This window comes from Pseudomonas cistanchae (assembly GCF_054483635.1).
Genome location: NZ_JBTLWN010000001.1, coordinates 938,714 through 959,604, shown reverse-complemented (window position 1 = coordinate 959,604; position 20,891 = coordinate 938,714). Strand labels below are relative to the sequence as shown.

Annotated in this window: 17 protein-coding genes and 1 pseudogene; 10 read left to right on the top strand and 8 right to left on the bottom strand. The window is 56.4% G+C overall.

What is annotated here, in order from left to right; translation table 11 throughout:
- The first annotated feature begins 3 nt into the window (after positions 1–3).
- The 7 genes from ACX0MV_RS04350 to ACX0MV_RS04320 all read left to right on the top strand — a co-directional run bounded on the left by ACX0MV_RS04350 (position 4) and on the right by ACX0MV_RS04320 (position 7,380).
- A complete protein-coding gene (locus ACX0MV_RS04350; protein WP_458981259.1) occupies positions 4–813 on the top strand; it encodes a MipA/OmpV family protein in 810 nt (269 codons plus the stop codon).
- 38 nt (positions 814–851) lie between these two features.
- Positions 852–1,769 (top strand): SDR family NAD(P)-dependent oxidoreductase, encoded by a 918-nt coding sequence (locus ACX0MV_RS04345; protein WP_458981258.1) that lies wholly within the window; start codon positions 852–854, stop codon positions 1,767–1,769.
- 89 nt (positions 1,770–1,858) lie between these two features.
- Positions 1,859–3,052 carry an alpha/beta hydrolase gene (locus ACX0MV_RS04340; protein WP_458981754.1) on the top strand — a complete coding sequence of 398 codons (1,194 nt, stop codon included), beginning with the start codon at positions 1,859–1,861 and terminating at the stop codon, positions 3,050–3,052.
- A gap of 62 nt (positions 3,053–3,114) precedes the next feature.
- Positions 3,115–4,044: an NADP-dependent oxidoreductase gene (locus tag ACX0MV_RS04335; RefSeq protein WP_458981257.1), complete on the top strand. Its 930-nt coding sequence runs from the start codon at positions 3,115–3,117 to the stop codon at positions 4,042–4,044.
- Between the two features lie 278 nt (positions 4,045–4,322).
- Positions 4,323–4,928, top strand: coding sequence for a hypothetical protein (locus ACX0MV_RS04330; RefSeq protein ID WP_458981256.1), 606 nt, complete (start codon positions 4,323–4,325; stop codon positions 4,926–4,928).
- Between the two features lie 572 nt (positions 4,929–5,500).
- Complete coding sequence (locus ACX0MV_RS04325; RefSeq protein WP_458981255.1) at positions 5,501–6,466, top strand: MvdC/MvdD family ATP grasp protein; 966 nt, start codon at positions 5,501–5,503, stop codon at positions 6,464–6,466.
- Positions 6,467–6,525: 59 nt separating this feature from the next.
- Positions 6,526–7,380, top strand: a complete 855-nt coding sequence (locus ACX0MV_RS04320; RefSeq protein WP_458981254.1) for a collagen-like triple helix repeat-containing protein — start codon at positions 6,526–6,528, stop codon at positions 7,378–7,380.
- Between the two features lie 194 nt (positions 7,381–7,574).
- Here ACX0MV_RS04320 and ACX0MV_RS04315 read toward each other — a convergent pair.
- Positions 7,575–7,874, bottom strand: a pseudogene (locus ACX0MV_RS04315) (hypothetical protein); the annotation flags it as partial.
- Positions 7,875–8,269: 395 nt separating this feature from the next.
- Here ACX0MV_RS04315 and ACX0MV_RS04310 point away from each other — a divergent pair.
- Both ACX0MV_RS04310 and ACX0MV_RS04305 read left to right on the top strand, forming a co-directional pair.
- Positions 8,270–9,730, top strand: coding sequence for an AAA family ATPase (locus ACX0MV_RS04310; RefSeq protein ID WP_458981253.1), 1,461 nt, complete (start codon positions 8,270–8,272; stop codon positions 9,728–9,730).
- Positions 9,727–10,587, top strand: a complete 861-nt coding sequence (locus tag ACX0MV_RS04305) for an HNH endonuclease (protein WP_458981252.1) — start codon at positions 9,727–9,729, stop codon at positions 10,585–10,587. The genes ACX0MV_RS04310 and ACX0MV_RS04305 overlap by 4 nt, the downstream gene beginning before the upstream one ends.
- A gap of 102 nt (positions 10,588–10,689) precedes the next feature.
- On the opposite strand, the gene ACX0MV_RS04300 is transcribed toward ACX0MV_RS04305, so the two are convergent.
- From ACX0MV_RS04300 to ACX0MV_RS04285, 4 genes are all read right to left on the bottom strand, one after another.
- Positions 10,690–10,929, bottom strand: a complete 240-nt coding sequence (locus ACX0MV_RS04300) for an antitoxin Xre/MbcA/ParS toxin-binding domain-containing protein (protein WP_458981251.1) — start codon at positions 10,927–10,929, stop codon at positions 10,690–10,692.
- Positions 10,929–11,231, bottom strand: a complete 303-nt coding sequence (locus ACX0MV_RS04295) for a hypothetical protein (protein WP_458981250.1) — start codon at positions 11,229–11,231, stop codon at positions 10,929–10,931. Before ACX0MV_RS04295 ends, ACX0MV_RS04300 begins: the two co-directional genes overlap by 1 nt.
- A 77-nt stretch (positions 11,232–11,308) precedes the next feature.
- Positions 11,309–12,709, bottom strand: coding sequence for a DEAD/DEAH box helicase (locus ACX0MV_RS04290; protein ID WP_458981249.1), 1,401 nt, complete (start codon positions 12,707–12,709; stop codon positions 11,309–11,311).
- A complete protein-coding gene (locus ACX0MV_RS04285; protein ID WP_458981248.1) occupies positions 12,706–13,296 on the bottom strand; it encodes a hypothetical protein in 591 nt (196 codons plus the stop codon). The genes ACX0MV_RS04290 and ACX0MV_RS04285 overlap by 4 nt, the downstream gene beginning before the upstream one ends.
- Before the next feature lie 103 nt (positions 13,297–13,399).
- Between ACX0MV_RS04285 and ACX0MV_RS04280 the strand changes: the two genes are divergently transcribed.
- Entirely contained in the window at positions 13,400–13,648 is a 249-nt protein-coding gene (locus ACX0MV_RS04280; protein ID WP_458981247.1) for a helix-turn-helix domain-containing protein, read from the top strand.
- On the opposite strand, the gene ACX0MV_RS04275 is transcribed toward ACX0MV_RS04280, so the two are convergent.
- The 3 genes from ACX0MV_RS04275 to ACX0MV_RS04265 are packed head-to-tail and all read right to left on the bottom strand — an operon-like array spanning position 13,645 to position 20,222.
- On the bottom strand, positions 13,645–16,842 hold the full coding sequence (locus ACX0MV_RS04275) for a type I restriction endonuclease subunit R (protein ID WP_458981246.1): 3,198 nt from the start codon (positions 16,840–16,842) through the stop codon (positions 13,645–13,647). The genes ACX0MV_RS04280 and ACX0MV_RS04275 overlap by 4 nt on opposite strands.
- The gene (locus ACX0MV_RS04270; RefSeq protein WP_458981245.1) at positions 16,843–18,249 is read right to left on the bottom strand and encodes a restriction endonuclease subunit S; all 1,407 of its coding nucleotides are present in this window, start codon (positions 18,247–18,249) and stop codon (positions 16,843–16,845) included.
- Complete coding sequence (locus tag ACX0MV_RS04265) at positions 18,246–20,222, bottom strand: type I restriction-modification system subunit M (protein WP_458981244.1); 1,977 nt, start codon at positions 20,220–20,222, stop codon at positions 18,246–18,248. The genes ACX0MV_RS04270 and ACX0MV_RS04265 overlap by 4 nt, the downstream gene beginning before the upstream one ends.
- Positions 20,223–20,891 lie beyond the last annotated feature (669 nt).

Below are 20,891 nucleotides of genomic sequence, written 5' to 3'. Positions count from 1 at the left end.
CGCATGACCCGAGAACTCGTGACCCGACCATTCGCTCTGCCCGCATTGGCGTGCTTGCTCGGCATCCCAGCGAGTCCATTGCTGGCGCAAGAGCAATCGGAAAGTCCATGGCGGATCGGTTTGGGCGTCGGTGCAATCCATGCGCCGGAGTATTTGGGCAGCGATGAATCCGAATCCCAACCCCTGCCACTGGTCAATATCCGCTACCAGCGATTCTTCTTTGGTGGAACACCGGGATCAGGCCTGCCAGGCCCCGGACTGGGCGTATACCTGCACGAAAGCGAAGCCTTGACCTTAGGAGCGGTACTAACCAGGGATTTAGGAGACCCTAGGGAGGAGTCGGATGATCACCGTTTGCAGGGGTTAGGTGATATCGACGCAACGACCCGTGCAGGGCTGTTTGGTAGCTATCGCGCCGGATGGTTTTCGCTCAACGCTAATGTACTTTCCGACATCGGCGGCAACGAACAAGGCACTACTGTAAGCCTGGACGCCAAAGCGACATATCGCCCTTCTCAAAAGCTCCAGCTATCAGCTGGCCCCGGCATCACCTGGGGAAGTAGCGACTACATGCAAACCTTCTTCGGCATCGATCAGAGCCAAGCAGTCCACTCAGCCTATTCACCATATGACGTTGGCAGTGGTGTTTCACTACTGCGCTTCTCCATTGGCGCCAACTACCAACTGGCCAGCCGATGGGCATTGGGAGCAAATCTCACAGCGGCTCGCCTTCAAGGCGATGCGGCAGATAGCCCAATCGTTCAAGACAAGAACCAGAACAGCTACGCCGTTTTTCTGATGTACCGCTTCTGAACCTTGCCAGTGCCAACGGTCACGTGGAGTACATAGACATGAGCCAAGCCAAGCAGCAGCGTGTAATCGTAATGACGGGCGCAACAGGAGGCTTTGGGGCGAAAGCGGCGCAGTTGATCGCCGAGCAGCCAAATACTCGCGTTATCGTTGGCGCTCGTGACGTGAGCAGAGTCCCCGAGAGCATTGAGGCGTTGCCGCTGGATCTCGCCTCTCTCGCCAGCGTACGAGAGTTTGTCATCCGACTGACTGAACAACTCGCCGAGCGCCCAATCGACATCCTGATATTGAATGCGGGGACCCATCTGGCCAAGAACGACAGGCGAAGTGCAGATGGCTTCGAGCTGACGTTTGCCGTCAACCATCTCGCGCATTACCTACTGGCCAGATCATTGCTGCCCCATTTGGCTGAGGGTGGCCGGCTGATAATCACTACCAGCGATACCCACGACCCCGCAGTGACCGGCATGGCTCCGCGGAGTTTGGACCCACAGCAGTTGGCTCACCCAACAACCAGCGGTTTCGGTACCGGCGTAAAGGCCTATGCGTCGTCCAAATTGTGCAACCTCATGACCGCGCAGACCCTGGCAAGGCATCCTGAGATTCTGTCACGAGGCATCAGCGTGATTGCCTTCAGCCCCGGCTTGACCAGTGGCAGCGCCGGGCGCGACAGCTCTGTGCTCTTGCGCGGTTTTATCCAGGTACTGATGCAAACCGTCTTTCGTGTCTTGGGCCTGTTTCGACCAGCATACGTCGCCAATCCGCCTGAGCGATCTGGAGCGTCACTGGCCGACTTTGCACTGGGCAACGTCCACATGCCCTTAGGTCACATTTACGTGGCCTTGGTTAAAGGCAAGCCAACGTATCCCGAGCCATCTGAACTGGCACGAAGCCAAAGCGCACAACAGCAATTGTGGCGCGACAGTGCAGCCATGGCCGGCATCGACTACGAGGCATGACCATGAGTCACTACACCCCAGTCAATGCGCCGTCTAAAAGCTGCAGGCTCCTGAATATCAGAACGCTTCTGCTCGTTGTGTCAGCGCTGATGTTTGTGTTCACGATCAGCGCCTGCACGTCGATGAGCAGCATGACGCGATCTGTATCCTCGGTGAGCTTCGCCGACTATCGAAGCGACAGCCTGAAGCTACTGGAGCTCGAACGACAACAATTTACCAACGAAGCGGATGAGCTTCAGTGGAATGCTCCTCAGGAATGGCAACCCGCATCTTCACAACCCGGCACAAAGCCCCGTAAAGGTGTTTTGCTGGTTCATGGTCTTGGCGACTCTCCTTGGTCTTTCCATGACCTGGCGCCACAGCTCGCAAGTCAGGGCTTCCTCGTTCGCACCATACTGCTCCCCGGCCATGGCACCCACCCCGAAGACCTGCTGGACATAACCGCAGAACAGTGGCAGGAAGTGGTGTACGAGCAAGCCCAGACGCTGGAGCAGGATGTCGATGGTCCGGTTTATCTGGGGGGGTTCTCCACCGGGGCAAATCTGGTTCTGGACTATGCCTACGGCCATCCAGAAATTGCAGGTTTGATCCTGGTCTCACCAGGATTCAAAAGCTTTCCGTTCGGTTGGCTGGCCCCAATGCTTTCTCATATTCGCCCCTGGCTGGTGAGCCCTGACGGTTCAGTGAAGAACCAAACGCCCGTGCGATACATGAATGTCCCAACCAATGCTTACGCTCAGTTCTACCGAACAAGCGCGCTAGCTCAGGAGTTACTGACTCAACCTTATAACAAACCAGTGTTCATGGTGGTCGCACAGCACGACTCGGTAATTGATACCGACTACCTGCTCGACGTCTTCCAGCACAGCTTCACCCACCCGCAAAGCCGTTTGATCTGGTACGGAACCCCACCGGAAGGGTCGCACGCCGACCACAGAGTACTGGTGAAGGTGGACAGAATTCCTGCACAGCGCATAAGCCAGTTCTCGCACATGGGGCTGCTGTTTGCTCCATCTAACCCACTGTACGGCGGAGACGGAAGCCTGCGCATCTGCCTGAATAGCCTATCAAGCCAGGATACTCAGGCCTGCGAAGACGGCGTGCAAACCTGGTACTCGGACTGGGGCTATCGAGAGGACGGCAAGATCCACGCCCGACTCACGTTTAATCCGTATTTCGATTGGCAGACTAGGATCATGGCCGAAGTACTTGATGAACAAACGTCATCGCGCTCATCCGACAGTGCATTCACCTCCATCCCAACAAACGATTCAAAGCCCTGAGTTTTTGCCATTCGGTATGCGTCTAGTACCCAAACCGCTGCTTCATCTTGCGAGAAAAAATCATGAAACGAGTGCAGTTCAACCGCTACGGCGGCCCTGAGCAGATGTCATTTGGTGACTACTCCTTGCCCAAACTTGCGCCCGGTAGGATCCGAGTAAGAGTGAAAGCCGCGGCACTGAACCCACTGGATTGGAAGATTCGACGCGGGGTCATGCGGCTGGCGACTGGACGACGCTTTCCTCAAGGCATGGGCTCCGACTTCGCGGGAGTGATCGAGGTTGTTGGCTCGAAGGTCATGGGCTTTCATGTCGGTGAGGAGGTATTTGGCACCGTCGAAATACGGCGGCAAGGTGCATTTGCCGAACTGGTCGATGCGGATGCCCGGCTAGTCGTACGCAAACCTAGCTCATTGTCATTTAGCGAAGCTGCGTGCTTGCCGATTCCTTCTGCAACTGCCTGGGCCGCTATCGTCACCGCGGCAAAAGCAGGCCCCTACTCTCGTATTCTGATCAACGGGGCTAGCGGTGCTGTTGGTCGTTCAGCAATGCAGCTGGCATTGGCCAATGGCGCAGAGGTTGTTGTGGCGGCCAGCAAGCCTTCTCTCAGGCAATTCAATGATGCTGCCATCAAGGCGGCCTGCCTTTATGGAGACATAACTGCGTTGGCAGCTCATGGGCCTTACGATGCGGTGTTCGACACCCTGGGTACCCTTGCCGTTACTGATGGACTGAAGCTATTGAGGACTGGTGGTCGCTTTCTGGATATCAACCCGTCCCCCTCACGTATTGTGAAAGGGCTCTTTAGTGGGCGTTACAAGATGATTTTCGCTACTGCTGGTTTCAAATACCTGCCGGACATTGCAATAGCAGCTGGCGAAGGGATACTTCGGCCTGCCATTGGTCTTGAAATCCCTTTTTCCGATGCACTAACTGCGAAAAGGGGTGCCGAACTTGGCCAGCTTCCGCACGGCCGGGTAGTGCTTATCTTTTAGCCCGCCATTCGCCATCTGAACGCTGGCCCGTAATGGCTGCAGCCGAAATGGCCTACTGAAGGGGGGCTGCTTTTGGCCGACAGCTGCCTACCGTTAACGCCTGCAATCGACAGAGGATGACTTTCGCAGCTACTAAATGGATTGGCCGCCATCTCTGCTATTAAGTGCCTCCTTTGGCGCGCGAATCTGGCCCTGGCCAAAAAATTCGCCTACTTAAACCCAAGCCAGCTTGCTGACCTGTGAACCTAAATCCGTAGGCCATTCGCCGAGAGTAATGTATGCAGTTCGAGTCGGAGCAACAGGCATCGTTGTTCGATCTAATGAAGTCTGACTTGCCTAACTTCCCACCGGAGCTGCTGTATCACTGGTTACTGCCGCTCGCGGCTGACATAGGCTGGCCGCCAGGTCCCAATAGTTTCGAGCTGGCAGTGAGCAGCCGTTGGAAAGGAATTCTGAAATACCCTCTCGATTTCTGGCAGAGGGTAAGCTGGCGGCTTAGCTCGCTGAACCCAGACACCCTGAATTTTGACGAGCACACGCTAAAAGGGCTTAGCGATCTTATCGGCGCACACGCCCATGGCGAGAAAAACCTACTGGGAATTCTCATGGGGGAAAGCAGTAGGCCGCGATTCTTCCGACAGGTGAATCAATTGTTGGCAGCGGGGACATTCACTGAGCCTCCTGTCATTGTGTACGTTGGTGATCGCGCCGCATTGGTTGACGGTAATCATCGAATGGCAGCGCTCGCCTGGACCGCTACAGACCCTGCCCCGAGGGCAGTGTTTGAGCGCAAAGGCTTGTGCCCTGTAGCCCTACCAAATGAGCATCAATTCTGGATCGGCATCCCAGAACTTGGGCATTTTGAAGATATTGATGATCTTTGAAATTGCCGAAGGGGAACAAAAGAAAAGGTTTGGAGAAAGAGGACTGGTAGATCTCTATGCTTGGTCGCAGTTAGGGTAAGCATAATCAGCGAAAGCCTCGGAGTGAATTCACATGAACAACAGACCGCTTATAGTTGCGCTCGCTAAGGGGCACGAGTCGAGCCAGCCCCCGCATCATGATCAACTCACCGCTGAAGACACTCTTCCCGCTGTATTGGATCAGTCCAGAGACGGATACATTATCTCTCGGCAGACCCTCGTCACTGACGTGACTCTCGAAACAACTGACGACAACTGATACCCAGTTCGGTGTTATGCAACTGCCCCACCGTGCTGGCGATTTAACCGTGCAAAAACAAGGAAAACGTACATGACAGGGACAACCATGGTGCGCCCCTTCATCGCCCGATTTGCAACCCCCCTAGGCGACGCCCAACCTCAGTCCCTTCGATATGACGAGCATCGGCAGATCTCGCAAGTGCTGGTCGATGGCATATGGCGCGATGCTATGTGTGCCGGAGTAAGTGCTGGCGGTAGCACACGCATTACGCGGGTGCAGCTAGAGACAACAGATGATGAATGATGCACGCGTTCTGATTGTCAGCACCGTTGCCGATGTTGCTACCGACCACGTCGTAAAAATTCTTTCAGATTGGAATGTCGGGCATCACCGAATAAATACCGAGGACTTCCCCTTTAAGGCATCGCTCACGCTGGATTACCGGGATGAATTAAGTCCGTCCCTAGACTTCGGAAAAGGCTCCCGCCCATACGACACCATCTGGTATCGACGCATGCGGTCTCCTTCGCTACCAGCCGAGATGGACACTGGGATTTATGATTTTTGCTTGCGTGAAAACCGAGCTGCATTACTTGGTGGCCTGCTCAGTCAGCACGCAAGGTGGATGAGCGAGCCCGGCGCCGTATGGAAGGCTGAATTTAAGCCCTACCAACTGCGCGTAGCTAAGGAGGTAGGACTCCGAATTCCTAAAACGATTATTTCCAATGATCCAATAGCAATACGCCAGGCATTCGAAGAGTTCGGCCCTTTGGTGGTGAAACCTGCCCGCTCCGGACATTTCGTTGAGGCAGGAGAAGAGTTTTCAATTTTCACCTCAATGCTCACCAGATCCGACCTTGAGCAGTTAGACGACGCAAAGTGGGCACCGTCTATCTATCAAGAACACATTCAAAAACGATGCGATGTTCGGGTCACTGTTGTGGGTACGAAACTTTATTCAGCCGCAATTCACTCGCAGACAAACCCCGAAGCAAAGGTCGACTGGCGTCGTACATCAGACCCGGATTTACCGCATTCAGTGATTGATCTGCCGGAGAGGCTCGCCAGCCAAATAAGATCTCTAATGGCTAGGCTGGGGCTTGAGTTTGGATGTGTGGACCTCGTTCTTTCAGAGCAAGGCGAATATGTATTTCTTGAGGTCAATCCCAGCGGACAATGGCTCTGGCTGGATGATCAACTTAATTTCGGTATCTCCGAAGCCGTGGCAGCATGGCTGGCTGGTCGGGCTGACGTATGAGTACGCAACCCCCGAGCAAATGGAGCTGGAAACTCCCCAGGCCCTTTCTAGGCTCACGTGTGTGCGACTTACTCATCCCGTGGGCACCGCCAGAAACGAGCACGGCCAGCCAGCTTAGAAAAGATCGCGAAACGGCTGACCTGACCGAAACTCGCAATCGAATCGCTCACGCCGACGGCGAGGTCCTCCAGTCATTGCTGTCAGATTATGAATCCGTTCTGGACAGCCATGAAGAGCGTCAACGAAGCGTAGATTCGCGACTCTCAACGATTGTTGGCCTCTCCTCCATAGCCGGAACAATTGCCACCGGAGTAATCCTGGCCCAAGCCGCAGGCACTCTGAATCTTCCTGTTGGTGGATGGCGCTGGGCGCTCAGCGCTACAGCTCTTTATTTGGTTGTGCAACTCTGCAACGCGATCTACTGGGCTATTCAAGGCCAGCGTCGCCAGAGCTACCTGCGCCAGTCAATACAGGGACTGCTACCGGTCCACGGGATAAGTCATGAAGACCATCTCAGGAAACGCGTGGAGGAGGCCGTAAAGCGCATTCACGCTAACGGCCAGACGGTGAACATAAAGGTCACCGCTATGGAGGTCGCCCATCAGTCCGCAAAAAACTTTGCTGTTGGTTTGCTCGTTTTGAGCGCTGTGGGAATGCTGATGATGGGCGCCCAGCATAAAACGCCTTCGCTTATAGACAGCATTCGTGAAAACACTGAGCTTCGCGAAATGCTTCGTGGGCCAGCCGGGCCACAAGGTAATCCTGGTGTTCAAGGCGAACCTGGGCGAGATGGAAAACCAGGCGAAAGAGGCGTCCAAGGACCTCCGGGTTCAATTAGCATGGGGAGTGAAACGGTTACTCCCAGCCCGACGAAGATCGCCCCCCAGGAGGCTGCTGAGTCGCATGTAAAATAGCGGCTCTGTAAAGAGGACGTATGGGTAGCTTCGTCCTAAGCACGCAGCCGGGACAGTCCACCGAAACAAGGCTGTAGGTAGCCCAGCACTACCTGGTTCCCTTCCGCATCGCGGGTGATTACCTGATGAAGCCCACATAACCGCAGCCGGCAAACTCTCCCCCTTTAAATTACCCGCGCAAGGCACTAAGTCGTGATGCTCATCCTGGATGGATCGAGTTCAGTGATCCCAAGCGCAAAACACACCGCCGAATTCGCGGCAGATCCCCGGCCCTGGCAGAGGATGTTCTGGCTGCGAGCAAAGCGGACGATGTCATGAACGGTGAGGAAATAGCTTTCGTACTTCAGCTCTTCTATTAGTGTCAGCTCGGCTTCGATCTGGTTTTGAGCTTTCTCCGGAATGCCTGTTGGCCAACGCCATCTGGAACCTTCGTAAGTCAGCTCACGCAACCAGGCTGAGGGCGTTTTCCCTTTGGGAACCACCTCATGCGGGTAGATCCTCGCATCAGCCTCGACACGTTCGAGCGCTAGATCATTGGCATAACCGTCAAGCCCCAAAGTCGTCTAGGGGCATAGGGATGGATCAGGATCAACTCGTGATACGGTGGGTTCGCGTATCGCCGAATTGTTTAACTATGCGGGCCGCTGCCATTCTTATCCTGAGGCGTCCGGGGCTGACTCCACGCAGCCTGCCAGGGTCTGTAAGATGAGTATCTCGGGAGACGCGTGAGGTCGCGGTTGCGATAAAGCCGCGAGATCCCTTCAACCAAGGAATAGGTTCAACGCCAGTGTTTACAGTAATTCGCCCTGGGCAACCGCTTCCCAATCAAGGCCGTTCTCAGGCCTACCTCGTCTGCGACAATTGGGACGATTGGTTCGCGTATCGAACGATGTTCACTCTGTTCGTATTCGACGGAGCTGGCGTCCGCCATAGGCCGGGCTCTGTAAAAATTGGGGAAGTGGGGTTAGTTGGAGGCCCTGGCGGCCCGGAAACCCCGAGAGGCACACGCTTTCCAACGCTTAATGACCACTTCAGCCAGCTCGATCCCTCGGTGCACTTTTCGCTTGGCCAGGACGAGGACTACTACGAAACACTGACAGGTCTCTCCTACGGGTTCGGTGTGAAAGTGCTAAAGGCACTGTGTGACTGTGCCTATGATTTGGCCATTTTTCGGCGCCACAAGGGGGAAGGTGTCATGTCCGTTTCCCTGTTGCGATCTGTCCATGAGTCGTCGGTTCTCAATCGGCTGCATCGACTCGCTCATGGCAACCCAATACTGACCAAGTTCGAATTTCAGTTCACGTTTCCACCGGCTCCGCTGGGTGAAAACGAGATTCCACTCGTTCCACCGATCATGAACTTCAATGTAACCCCTAACTCGGAGCCGCCAACAAACCTGCACGTGCTGGTTGGCCGCAATGGTGTGGGGAAGACGCGTTGCATCCAAAGCATCATCAATACGATTCTGGAAAGAGATAGCGACACGGCCCCGCGCGGGCAATTGATGCGTCTAGGGGAAAATAGAGACGAGTGGGCATTTTCTCGCCTGGTGTCCGTTTCATTCAGCGCCTTCGACAGTTTCGAGCTCCCGCCAGTCGGCCAGCAGCGCACAGCAGCCACCTTTGTTGGCCTTCGAACGCAGCGACCATCAGATGGGAAGATGCTTGATGAGCTCAAGACGCCTGACGCACTGGCTACAGATTTTGTGGACAGCTTGGCGGTATGTCGCAACGGCCCCCGAAGGGATCGCTGGCTGCGCGCTATTCAAACGCTTTCTACTGATCCGCTTTTCGGTGAAACAGGCGTGGAAACCTTGGTCGAGCACGAATTCGATTGGCAGGAACGAGCCAGGCGTTTTTTCAAGCTGCTTAGTTCTGGGCACGCGATTGTGCTACTGACGACCACGCGCCTTGTTGAGTTAGTCGATGAGCAGACGCTGGTCGTGCTCGATGAGCCCGAGGGGCACTTACACCCCCCTTTGCTATCAGCATTCATCCGTACCATCTCAGACCTCTTGGTCGCAAGGAACGGATTTGCGTTGATATCCACTCATTCTCCGGTTGTACTGCAGGAGGTGCCAAGAAGCTGCGTGTGGATGCTGCGACGCACCAGAACACTGGCGGCTGTAGAGCGCCCCTCTCTCGAGACCTTTGGTGAAAGTGCAGGGGTGTTGACCCGAGAGGTCTTTGGGCTTGAGGTCTCGAACTCCGGATTCCATCAACTGATAGCGGCCGTCTCGAACCAGCCGGGAACCTCGTTTGAGGCTGTTGAGCGGCACTTCGGTGGACAGTTGGGAGCAGAGGCGCAAGCGCTGGCCCGTGGGTTAGTCATCAGGCGTAGCAATCCATGATCCGTTTACCGCTACCGACCTTCGATGTGGCCGAAGCCGTGCAAGTGTGCGCGTCCGGCATCACGATAGCGGAGAGGGCTCAGGCGCTGTTAGATGCCTTACCGGTCATTCAGCATACTGAGACGGCGTATCGTGAGCTTGCTCCGCACGGAAGGCTCTACGAAATGCAGGGCAGCGATCAGGTTACACCTGATTTGGACGGGACCCTGATGGGCGTCATCTATAAGTCGCATTTTGCGCGAAACAACTCTCCATCCAGAAAGCTGTACGAACTGATAAAAATGGCGCCGGAGTTCGGCATCTGCCCTTTATGCAGCCAGCGTGTCGTCGCTACAGTCGATCACTACCTGCCCCAGAAGCATTTCCCTTCGCTTAATCTCACCCCGGTGAACCTGATCCCAGCTTGTTCGGACTGCAACAAGCGAAAGCTGGCCATGGTGGCAGCGCGCGCAGAAGATCAAACGTTGCATCCGTACTATGACGATCTAGGAAGTGATCGTTGGTTGTTCGCCGAGGTGTCTCCCTCATCACCACCAACGGTGGAGTTCAAAGTCCGAGCTCCTGCTGCATGGGACGACGTCCTTGCCGCACGTGTAACTCATCACTTCGGGCTTATGGGGCTGGCGGAGTTGTACGCCGCTCAGGCAGCTAGTGAGCTCGCTGATGTTTCGTTCTTCATGGAAGAGCTTGGCGCAGCAGCAGGTGCGATTGGGGTCTATCAGCAGCTCGACCAGCAGTTCAGAACGCGCTACGCACGCGATCATAATTCATGGAAGACCGCGCTTTATGAAGGGTTGCGCAATTCAGAGTGGTTTTGTGCTGAAGGGTATCGGTTGATTCGCCCAAGGGCGAGATAGATCTGAATGGCTGCTCTTGGCCGGCTTCTGCCTGTTGGGACTGGCAGAAGCTGGCCGGCAGCAGCAAATCATCAGCACTAACCCTGAAGAGCACAGGTCAGCCTACTGATAAACCCCAAGCTGCATGCGCTGAAGAAAGGCCTTCACCTGCCATGAGCCCTCTTCACTAGTCAGCAAATCAATTGGCTTGGCCCCAGACAAACCCAACGCCGGCTTATGGAACCAAGCCTTTGCCATGTCCTGATTACCCATGACATCAATAGCTAGTGCCATTAACTCGCTGCAGACCAAGTGGCTCGGGGAGTCACCAAGTGCTTCTGAAGGGGAACTTGGTTTTTCCATCAGACCTTCTCCCAATAGTTCCCGGTAGTGATCAGTCCGAACCTGTGATTTGAAAAAGGTTGGTCGTCATCGAACATACCATTGACCATGCGCTCCCTGCGCAAGCCGCTTAGTACTCTGAAAAAACAAGACTCACAAAGATGGACCCTGTAGTGCTCTCCGTCATGTTGAGCGCCATAGCCCCATTGCGCTTCGAGCCGGCCATATTGCAAACCGTAACCGGGGATACTAGTGCTAGAGCAACAAACGTCGCAGATCACATCCACAACCACGGCTACCGACGCCTGCGATTTGATCTCCATGCTCACCTCCGATTAATTACCTTGCAATACGCCGCTCACAAGCGAGTTCTAGTTCGGTCCGAATGGACGTTACAGCATCAAAAGCAAGCCAGCAGCTGCTGCCTATAATGCTGGGAAAAGCTCAATTGATAGCTTGGATCAGCTGCATAGCCTCCAAGAGAGACGATGCTTGTGGTGACTGACCCAATAACATGCTCGGCTCCACTCCCAATAGTGTTATCCCGGCCATCGCCATTTCCGGCTGCCTCAACCAAGCCGGCCTCTGAACCTGGAGCGGAGATTGGCATCTGCACCTCTTTTAGCACCGCCAAATCTTCTGGCAGATCATCCGCAATTCGCTCCGCCAGGCGCTGCAGCGTCGGCTCCGCCAGCATGTATAGCCATGCTTGGTGATCAGATTCACCTGTGCGCCGCAGCACCCGCCCCAACACTTGTCGGTAATGCAGTTCGGTGCGGATACGGCTGAGATAGCAGCACACCTGCAGGCGGGGAATGTCAGTGCCTTCGCTGATCATCCCGACTGCGACAATCCAGCGGCAGGTGCTGCTGCGGAATGCATTGATCACCTGCTGCACATCCGGGGTTTTGTTGGTCACGATACGGCACTCTTCACCCATTGCTTCCAGAGCCTGAGCTACTTGCTTGGCGTGTTCGATATCGGTGGCCACCACCAACCCGGCGGCATCAGGCTTGATCTGGCGTAGCTCGCTCAGCTTGCTGCAGCCAAGGTCAAGGATTGGATTGATCACCTCGTCATGGCGCAGAAGTTCCTCATAGGTGACAGGCGACTCGCCCAGCAGCTTGGCGATGCTGGGAAACAGCCTAACGGAGCTATCCGCACCAAGCTCTTCCGTGAGTTTCACCTTCTGGTTGTCGAGCAGGACGATGCGAGGGGATCGGCATACGCCATCGGTAATTGCGTCTTTCAAACCATAACGGTAATCGCAGATCAGATGCCCTTCTGGCGTGGAGTAACGAGCCAAAGCGATAGCCTTGTCGTCCGATCGCCAGGGCGTGCCAGACAATGCCAGCGTGAAGGCAGCGCGATCTTGTACCCGGTGCAGTATCTGCTGCCCCCAGGCATTGCTAAGCAGCGGATCGTGGCCTGCGCAATGGTGGATCTCATCGAACACCACGAGCACACGGTAGTCATCAAGAAGCTGCCAGAATCCCTCATCACGGTATTCCATAGCCTGATAGGTGTAGGCCGCACCTACAGCACCTATCTGGCCGTCGAGACGCCTGCCTAGCACCTCAGCAAAGGTCGAACGGAAGCCTTCAACGACCTGGCAGGAGGGCGCAAAGCACATCACCAAGTCGATTCTGTCCTGCTCAAGCAGCCGGCTAGCCAGTTCTGCAGCCATGCGCGTCTTCCCGGCCCCCGGCGTTGCCTGGCAGAAAAAATGCGGCGTGACGTTAAAGTGTTCCAACGCCTTATTGATGCAGCTGTTTTGCCAGTCTCTCAGTGTTCCGCTCATTGTGTGGCGACAAGCGTGTTGAGGGTCTTTTCGATGGCGCGAAGATGCCCAAGTAGGCGCGAACTACGATCTTTGGCCTCCAGGTAATCGCCTTCAATCCTGTCCCGCAGATGCGGCATCTCGTCCAGAAGTAGCTTGTAGCGCTCCGCCTCGCCCATCGAAGCCAGGAAGTCCAAGCGGATCTCCTTGTGAAGAACTTCCAACTGCTGATCCGCATTGGTTGGAGATTTAAGCGGCAAGGTCTCAACTTCGAGCACTGCAGGTTCCTTTTCAGGCTCGCTGGCAGTTTTGAGGCTGTTCTCAAACCCGTTGTCGACCAGCTCCAACTGCAAATGAGCCGGAATTGGCTGCACGTGGTAGACCTGCCCTCGAACACGGCGATCTTCATCAAGCACAACCCAGCCCATGCGCAGCAATCGACGGATTTGCTCATACACATAGCGGCGCACATCGGCGATACGGAAACTCATGCCTTCCAGGGTTTTGGCATAAGCATCGCGCAACTCACGAGTGGTGAACTTTGTGCGGCCTTCCTCCTGAAGCAGCCCATACAGACGCCTGTCTAAGATGAACGAGGCCGATTTCATTGAGGCACCAGAAGAGTAATAGCGGAAAAATGCGGATTATAGTCCGTGGCCCGTACATCCGCAAACGCACGATAGTGCCGCCTCAAGTGGAATTGAGACGGTCATGGAAAATTTGGCGAAAGCGTTAGGGGAACGCATCCGGGCGCAGAGAAAGACCTGCCGGATTTCTCAAGATGCACTCGCGCTGGCCTGTAGCCTCGACCGCAGCTACATGGGGCGAATCGAACGAGGCGAAGTAAACATCACTGTCGAGAAGCTTTACCGGATCGCAGGGGAGCTTGCCTGCGATCCGTCCTACCTACTGCCTCAAGTCGCACAGCTGACAGACACTGGCGTTCAACGCCCGAGTTAACCGGCGCTGCTGCTTTGCTCCAAGCCAGCCGCCGACTTCAGCATCTTCAAAATCACCAACGCAAACGCACGGCTCTTCGTCTCGTTATCCAGCACTTCCAGCGACAGCTTCTCGTGGTCAGTCATGGCATCAAGCACGGTGTCCAGCACGCGCTTGGGGAACAGGCCGTGCATCACTTGCTCCACCGAGTGGTTATTCACCTGGGCCATCACATCCTCTTGGCGGCTGATGCGCTGGGCGATGCCGGTGAGGAACTGCAGTTGATCGTCATCGCTCACCTCGGCACCGAAGATATCGTTCAGCGCTTCGATGATTTCCGACAGGCGCTTTTTCTCCGGGTCATGCGGTTTACCGCTGCCCACGTCGATGCCCGGCTTGAGGGTGTACTCGCCTTCTTCTTCGCTAAGGCGTAACTGGTGCTCGGCGCGCTTGCTCAGGCGGTAGTGGCTCAGCTGCAGTTCGCCAACGTCCACGTCGTCTTGTTGCAGGCGGTCCACGCGCAACAGCGGGTGCAGGTGCTTGGCGTACACACAGAGCTGCTCCAGCTCACGGTCCTCATAAGGCACGATCTGCGAGAGGAACTCGTATAGGCGCACGAAGCTCTGCAGGTTCTTGCGGAACAGGTCGAGCTGGTCCACCTGCTCGCCGGCCTCTTTCAGCGCGTGCTCAGCTTTTTTCAGGCCGGCGCTGTCACCGTTGGCTTCGGCTGTGCGCTTGTAATCCAGCGCATGCTGGCGCGACTCCAGCGAGAAGGCATAGCGCTTGGCAAAGCGCTCCTTGGCTGGCGTGCAGTAGTAGCTGAGCTTGCTGGCCGCCGCCTTGGGATCGAAGAACGCCATGGCGAACGCCTCGACCTCCTGCCAGTGATAGATGCCCTCGGCATCCAGCTTCTTCTGCAGGTCATAGATGATCTGCGGGTCGGTCACATCGGTCAGCTCGGCCTTGGTGTAGTACGGCAAGAAAGCGTCGAGAATGTCCTGCGGCTCGTTGAAGAAGTCGAGGATAAAGGTTTCCTTGCTGTCACCGAAGGTGCGGTTCAGCCGCGACAGGGTTTGCACGCAGTCCACGCCTTGCAGCTTCTTGTCCACGTACATGGCGCACAGCTTGGGCTGATCGAAGCCAGTCTGGTACTTGTTGGCCGCGATCATCACGTTGAAGTCCTGGGTATCGAAGGCGTCCGCCAGGTCGCGGCCATTCAGGCCGGCGTTGAGCAGACTGCTGCTTTCCGTCACTTCTTCGGGGATCACCTCATCCGCCAACACGCTGCCGGAGAACGCCACCAGCGGGTGCACGTCGTTGTAACCCATCTGCTGCACATAGGCCTTCAATGCCAACTGGTAGCGCACCGCTTCCTGGCGGCTGCTGGTGACGACCATGGCCTTGGCCTGACCACCTAGCAGACCACGGATATTGGCGCGGAAATGCTCGACGATCACCTCGACCTTCTGGCTGATGTTGTACGGGTGCAGCCGCACCCAGCGGGCCAGCTTGATGCGCGCCTTCTTGCTGTCCACCTCGTCGTCTTCGCCATCCGGGTGGGCGATCTTCCAGGCGGTGCTGTAGGTGGTGTAGTTGCGCAGCACGTCGAGGATAAAACCCTCCTCGATGGCCTGGCGCATGGAGTACAGGTGAAACGCCTCCGGCTTATTGCTGGAACTGGCCGGCAGCGTTGGGTCGGCCGGGCGACCGAACAGCTCCAGGGTCTTGGCCTTGGGCGTGGCGGTAAAGGCGTAGTAGCTGATGCGCTCATTCGGTTGGCGCGCCTGCACGGCGGCGTCGAGCAACTCTTCGGCGCTGACTTCCTCTGCATCCAGGGCATCACTGCCGAGAATCTGCTTCAGCTTGCTGGCCGATGAGCCGGTCTGCGAGGAATGCGCCTCGTCAGCGATCACTGCATAGCGCCCGCTGGCCAGCTTGGGGTACTTGTCCAGGGCATCGAACAGCGCCGGGAAGGTCTGGATGGTGACGATGATAATGCGCGTCTGCTCGGCCAGCGCCTCGGCCAGCTGCTCGGATTTGCTCTGATTGCCCACATCCCGGCTGATCGGCTTGACCACGCCCTGGGCGTGCTCGAACTGGTAGATGGTGTTCTGCAGCTGGCTATCCAGCACCGTGCGGTCGGTGACCACAATCACCGAGTTGAACAGGCGTTGGCCGGCATCGTCGTACAGCGAGGCCAGTTGATGGGCGGTCCAGGCGATGGAGTTGGACTTGCCCGAGCCGGCACTGTGCTGGATCAAATAGCGCTTGCCCGGCCCTTCGGCGCGGGTGGTGTTGATCAGCTGGTTGACCACTTCCCACTGGTGGTAACGCGGGAAGATCATGGCTTCCTTGGTCACAGGCGTGCCGTCGAAGCCTTCACTGGTTTTCTTGTCCAGGTGCAAAAAGCGCCCCAGCACCTTGAGCCAGGCATCCGGCTGCATCAGGCGTTGCCACAGGTAGCTGGTGGCGTATTGGCTGTCGTCCTCGGGCTGCGGGTTGCCCGCGCCGCCTTCCGCGCTGCCGAGGTTGAACGGCAGGAAGAAGGTGTCTTTACCCGCCAGCTTGGTGGTCATCGCCACTTCATTCTGGCCCACGGCAAAGTGCACCAGCGCGCCGCGCTTGAAGGTCAGCAGTGGCTCGGGTTTGCGCGTCAGCGGGTCTTTTACCGGGCGGTCGTAACGGTACTGGCGCTTGGCGTTTTCCACCGACTGCTTGAACTCGCTTTTCAGCTCCAGCGTGGCGGTGGGGATGCCGTTGACGAACAGCACCAAGTCCAGCCGTGGGTTGTAGCTCTGCCCGCCACTGCCAGCCTCGCGCGCATGGGGCGAGTAAGACACCTCCGGCACCACGCGCAGGCGGTTGCATTGGTAGCGCTGGAGGGTGTCCGGGTTCATGCCGTGGTCGGGCTGGAAGCTGCACAGCTCCACCTTCACTGCCGGCAGCTTAAAGCCATGGCGCAGCACATCCAGGGTGCCGCTTTGCTCCAGCTCGCGCACCAGCTTTTGCACCAGCACATCATCCGGGTTGTTCGGGTTGGCCTTGGCAAACTTGTCCCAACGCTCCGGCCAGGCGTCCTTGAAGTAGCCGAGAAAGTCCTCGGTATACAACGCCGTGCGCCGGTCGTAGCCACTGGCGGTGCCGACCAGCCAGCCTTGAGCGGCCAAGGCGTCGATAATGTCCTGCTGGAATTGCGCTTCCTTGCTGTCCGCCATTTATACGGCCTCTGCTACTTCTAATTTAGGGGCTTGGGTGCTGGCCGGTGGCTGCCAGCCGCGTACGTCGATTTTGCCGGTGACGGCGGCGGAGATAAGGGCGGAGCGGCGTTCTTGAAGTAAAGACACCCCACTTTCGGCCTCGGCTATCAGAGCATCAAAACTGGAGAGCTGGATGTCCAAAAACTCAACTATTTGGGTTTGCTCTTGCAGCGTTGGTAAGGCAACTATGACCGACTTGAAGTCATCTTTATTAAGTTTCGGCTGTGCGGACGAGGCGGTTGCGAGTAAGCGAAGCTGATCATGGGCACTCTTGCCGATCGCAGCAAAGGATACGAAGCTCGGTAGAATTTTCTTCTCGTCAAATTTTGCCATAAACATATTTGGCGCCAGCGAAGCCGGCCCAGCACCATATGGCATTTGATAGAAAAGACCTGCATACGCACCTACGTTTGCGAGCAAAAACTCACCACCAAAAAGAGCAGACTTAGCAAGGTACTTGTATGCGTTTTCATCAATCCAAACGCCATCAAGGTTTTCTAGATTCTTTCTTAAATCCGTCAGTCTGACCAAGCGTGCGAAATTGGGTGAATCTAGGTAAGTGACATTCGATTTCAAATCTGCGAATGAGCCATTAGCCGTGTAATCAGTAAGGACCGTTTTCAGAAAGCCGAACTTAGATACTTCCCAATGCGCCGGCACCTCACCTAGCCATTCCACGCCGGAGTCTTTCATCGGTGCAGTGGGGTCGAGGCCTTTGGTGACCGCGTGCGAGATAACGGCCTGGCGCTTTTCCTTGAGCAGTTCGATCAGGCGCTGCTGCTCTTCGATCAGTGCATCGATGCGGGCGGTTTCGTGGTCGAGGAAGCGGGCGATTTGGGTTTGTTCAAATACCTCAGGTGTCGCGACCTTGAAGTTATTGATCACATCAGTGGGTACCCGCTTCAGCCCGCCAGCACCGATCATGCTGGAGGTGCAGAAGTCCATGTAACTGTCTTCCTGTACGCGGTAATAAAGGTACTCAGCATTAACACCCTGACAGGGTCTAAGAACGTTGATTTCGCTGGAGCCGAACCCAATCCCATTGGTTAGGCCTTTGGCAATCGCAATATTCTTATTCTCGAAGCACGGCGTAACCTTGGCCTGCAGTACGTCTCCATCTTCGAAGTAGGTGTAGCCGCCAATAACCTCTGCGATGGGGCGCTCTTCATCCAGTTGCACGACACCAGTTTTTAGCTTCTCCATGGGAACGAAGCTGCATAGCTGTTCAGTATCGCCGTCGTAGCCTGACTTTCTCGGGTTGAGTAATGCGAGATGCTTTAACGGCGCCAACATCCAATGCTCCGGCACCTCGCCTAGCCACTCCACATCAGATTTTTTATACGTTGGGTACGCCGGAAAACTCATGCCGACAGCCCTTCAATCATCTGCTTGATACGGTCGGTACAGGCCTTTAGGTCGCGATCGATCTCGGCCAACGGACGTGGTGGCTGGAACACGTAGAAGTGGCGGTTAAAGGAAATCTCGAAGCCGACAATGCCGACCTCGCCGTCCAGCGCATCGGTTTTGCTTTCATCGATCCAGGCATCCGGCACATGGGGGATGACTTCGCGCTGGAAGTAGTCGTATACCGACTCGCCCAGCGGCACGTTCTCATTATCGCGCAGGCCGGCGTCGGCTTCCGGTTGGCCCTTGGTCGTGCAGATATCCGCCTCGGGGTCGCGCTCGCTCAGGGCGTTCATCAGGGCTTTGAGTTCCGGCGTGCTGAGGCTGACGCTGTGCGCGGCCAGGGCTTTTTTCAGCAGCTTGCTGAACTGCTCGCGGTTGCGGTGCAGCACGTTGGCATCCATCGCTTGCAGGGCGGCCAGCAGCTGCTGCTGAGCGGCGCTGTCGAGTTTCTGCAGTGCTTTTTCTTCCAGCACCTTAGCGATGCGCTCGGCGCTGGTTTGAAAGTTCAGACGCAGCGGGCGTTCGACGGTGATACGCCGGTAGCCGAAGGCGTCGATGGGGAAGATCTTGCTCTGCGAAGTTGCCTCGAAGTTGCCATACAGGCGCACCACCTCGCTGATTTGATCTTCGGTGATGTACTGGCGCTTGCTGCCCAGCGACTTGCGCATCTTGGCGTAGTGCTGGCTGCCGTCGATCAACTGCACCTTGCCCTGGCGCGCGCTGGCTTTGTGGTTGGAGAGAATCCACACATAGGTGGCGATGCCGGTGTTGTAGAACATATCGGTGGGCAACGCGACGATGGCTTCGACCAGATCGTTCTGCAGCAGGTAGCGACGAATCTCCGACTCGCCCGAACCCGCGCCGCCAGTAAACAGCGGCGAGCCGTTGAGGATGATGCCGATGCGCGAGCCACCGTCGCGCGGGTCACGCATCTTGCTGACCAGATGCAGGAGGAACAGCAGCGAACCGTCGGACACCCGCGGCAGACCAGGGCCGAAGCGGCCGTCGAAGCCTTTGTGGCTGTGCTCGTCGGTGATCTGTTTTTGCACCTTCTTCCATTCCACGCCGAACGGCGGGTTGCTGAGCATAAAGTCGAAATACTTGCCGCTAAGCTGGTCGTTGGACAGGGTGTTGCCGAGCTTGATGCTGGCCACGTCCTGGCCCTTGATCAGCATGTCCGCCTTGCAGATGGCGTAGGACTCGGGGTTTAGCTCCTGGCCGTGCAGCGACACGCTGACCTTTTCGCTGATGGACTGGATGTACTCATCCCCCTCGGACAGAAAGCCGCCGGTACCGGCGGTTGGGTCGTAGATGGTGACGATGCTGTTGGGCGCGAGCTTGTGGTCCTGATCGGTGATCACCAGCGAGGTGGTGAGGTGCACGATATCGCGCGGGGTGAAGTGCTCCCCGGCGGTTTCGTTGGAGCTTTCCGCAAACTTGCGGATCAGCTCTTCAAAGATGATGCCCATGCCGAAATTGCTGATGAACTCGGGGCTTAGATCCGTGGCGGCGAAGCGCTGCACCACCTGATACAGCAGGTTGGCGGTCTCCAGCTGCTGGACGAAATCTTCAAAGTGAAAGTGCTCGAAAATCTCGCGGGCATCCTTGCTGAACGCCTGCACATAGCTCATCAGGTCGGCGGCGGTTTGCGTGTCGGACAGCGTGCCGAGGGTCAGCGGCGAGGCGTTGAAAAATTGCTGGCCGGCCGCGCGCAGCAAAATCATTTCGCGAACGGTATCGGGCCGGCCTTCTTGGGCGAAGGTCTGCTTGATCACCTCATCCTTGGTCGGCGCAAGCACGCACTCCATACGACGCAGCAGAGTGAACGGCAGGATGATGCGGCCGTACTGCGACTGCTTGAAGTCACCGCGCAACAGATCAGCAATGGACCACAGAAACGCGGCCGTCTGGGAATGGTTTTCCGTGTTCACGCAACTGCTCCTAGAAAGGCATGCAAAGGAGCGAGTCTAACCTAGACGCCAGTGATCACTTCACCTGCACCGCTAGAATTTTCTCAATGGCATCGAGGGCTTGTAGATGCCCTGAGCAGTAATGGGCCTCTTCTATAAGAAGAACTATATTTGCTGCCTTAATAACAGCAAATCGGCTGGCGATAGCTGACAAGAAGCGACCACAGGAACGCACACAAAAAGTTAAGTTTTGAAGCCTAAATTTGACCCAAAATCAGCAAAAGCTAACTAAAAGCGCTGAAATGACACAGGATCGAGGAGATGAGCATAGCTAGGCAGGCTGGAAAGCCAATGGTGACGAGGGCTCGACTGCAGATAGCAAAACGTGACTAAAACCTAATAGGGCAGAGAAGAACATTGAGCCATGGATAACCTAGGTTCTATAGACAAGGGATTGGGCTGGCGGCTGTTGCGCGGCTGACCGCTGCAGCGGGAGGCTCCGCCTACGACGCCTGACCGGCGAAGGGGTCGCCGCTACGGCAAGCGGTCGGTGGTCGAACGCAATCAACAGCAGCCGCGCGCGTGCCGCAAAGCTACCGGAATGCGCGTTGCAGGGCAAACAACGCTCGTCGGCGTGGCTGGCTCTTTGCCATGGTTATGGCATGCTAGCCGCCCCGCCCACGCCGTTCG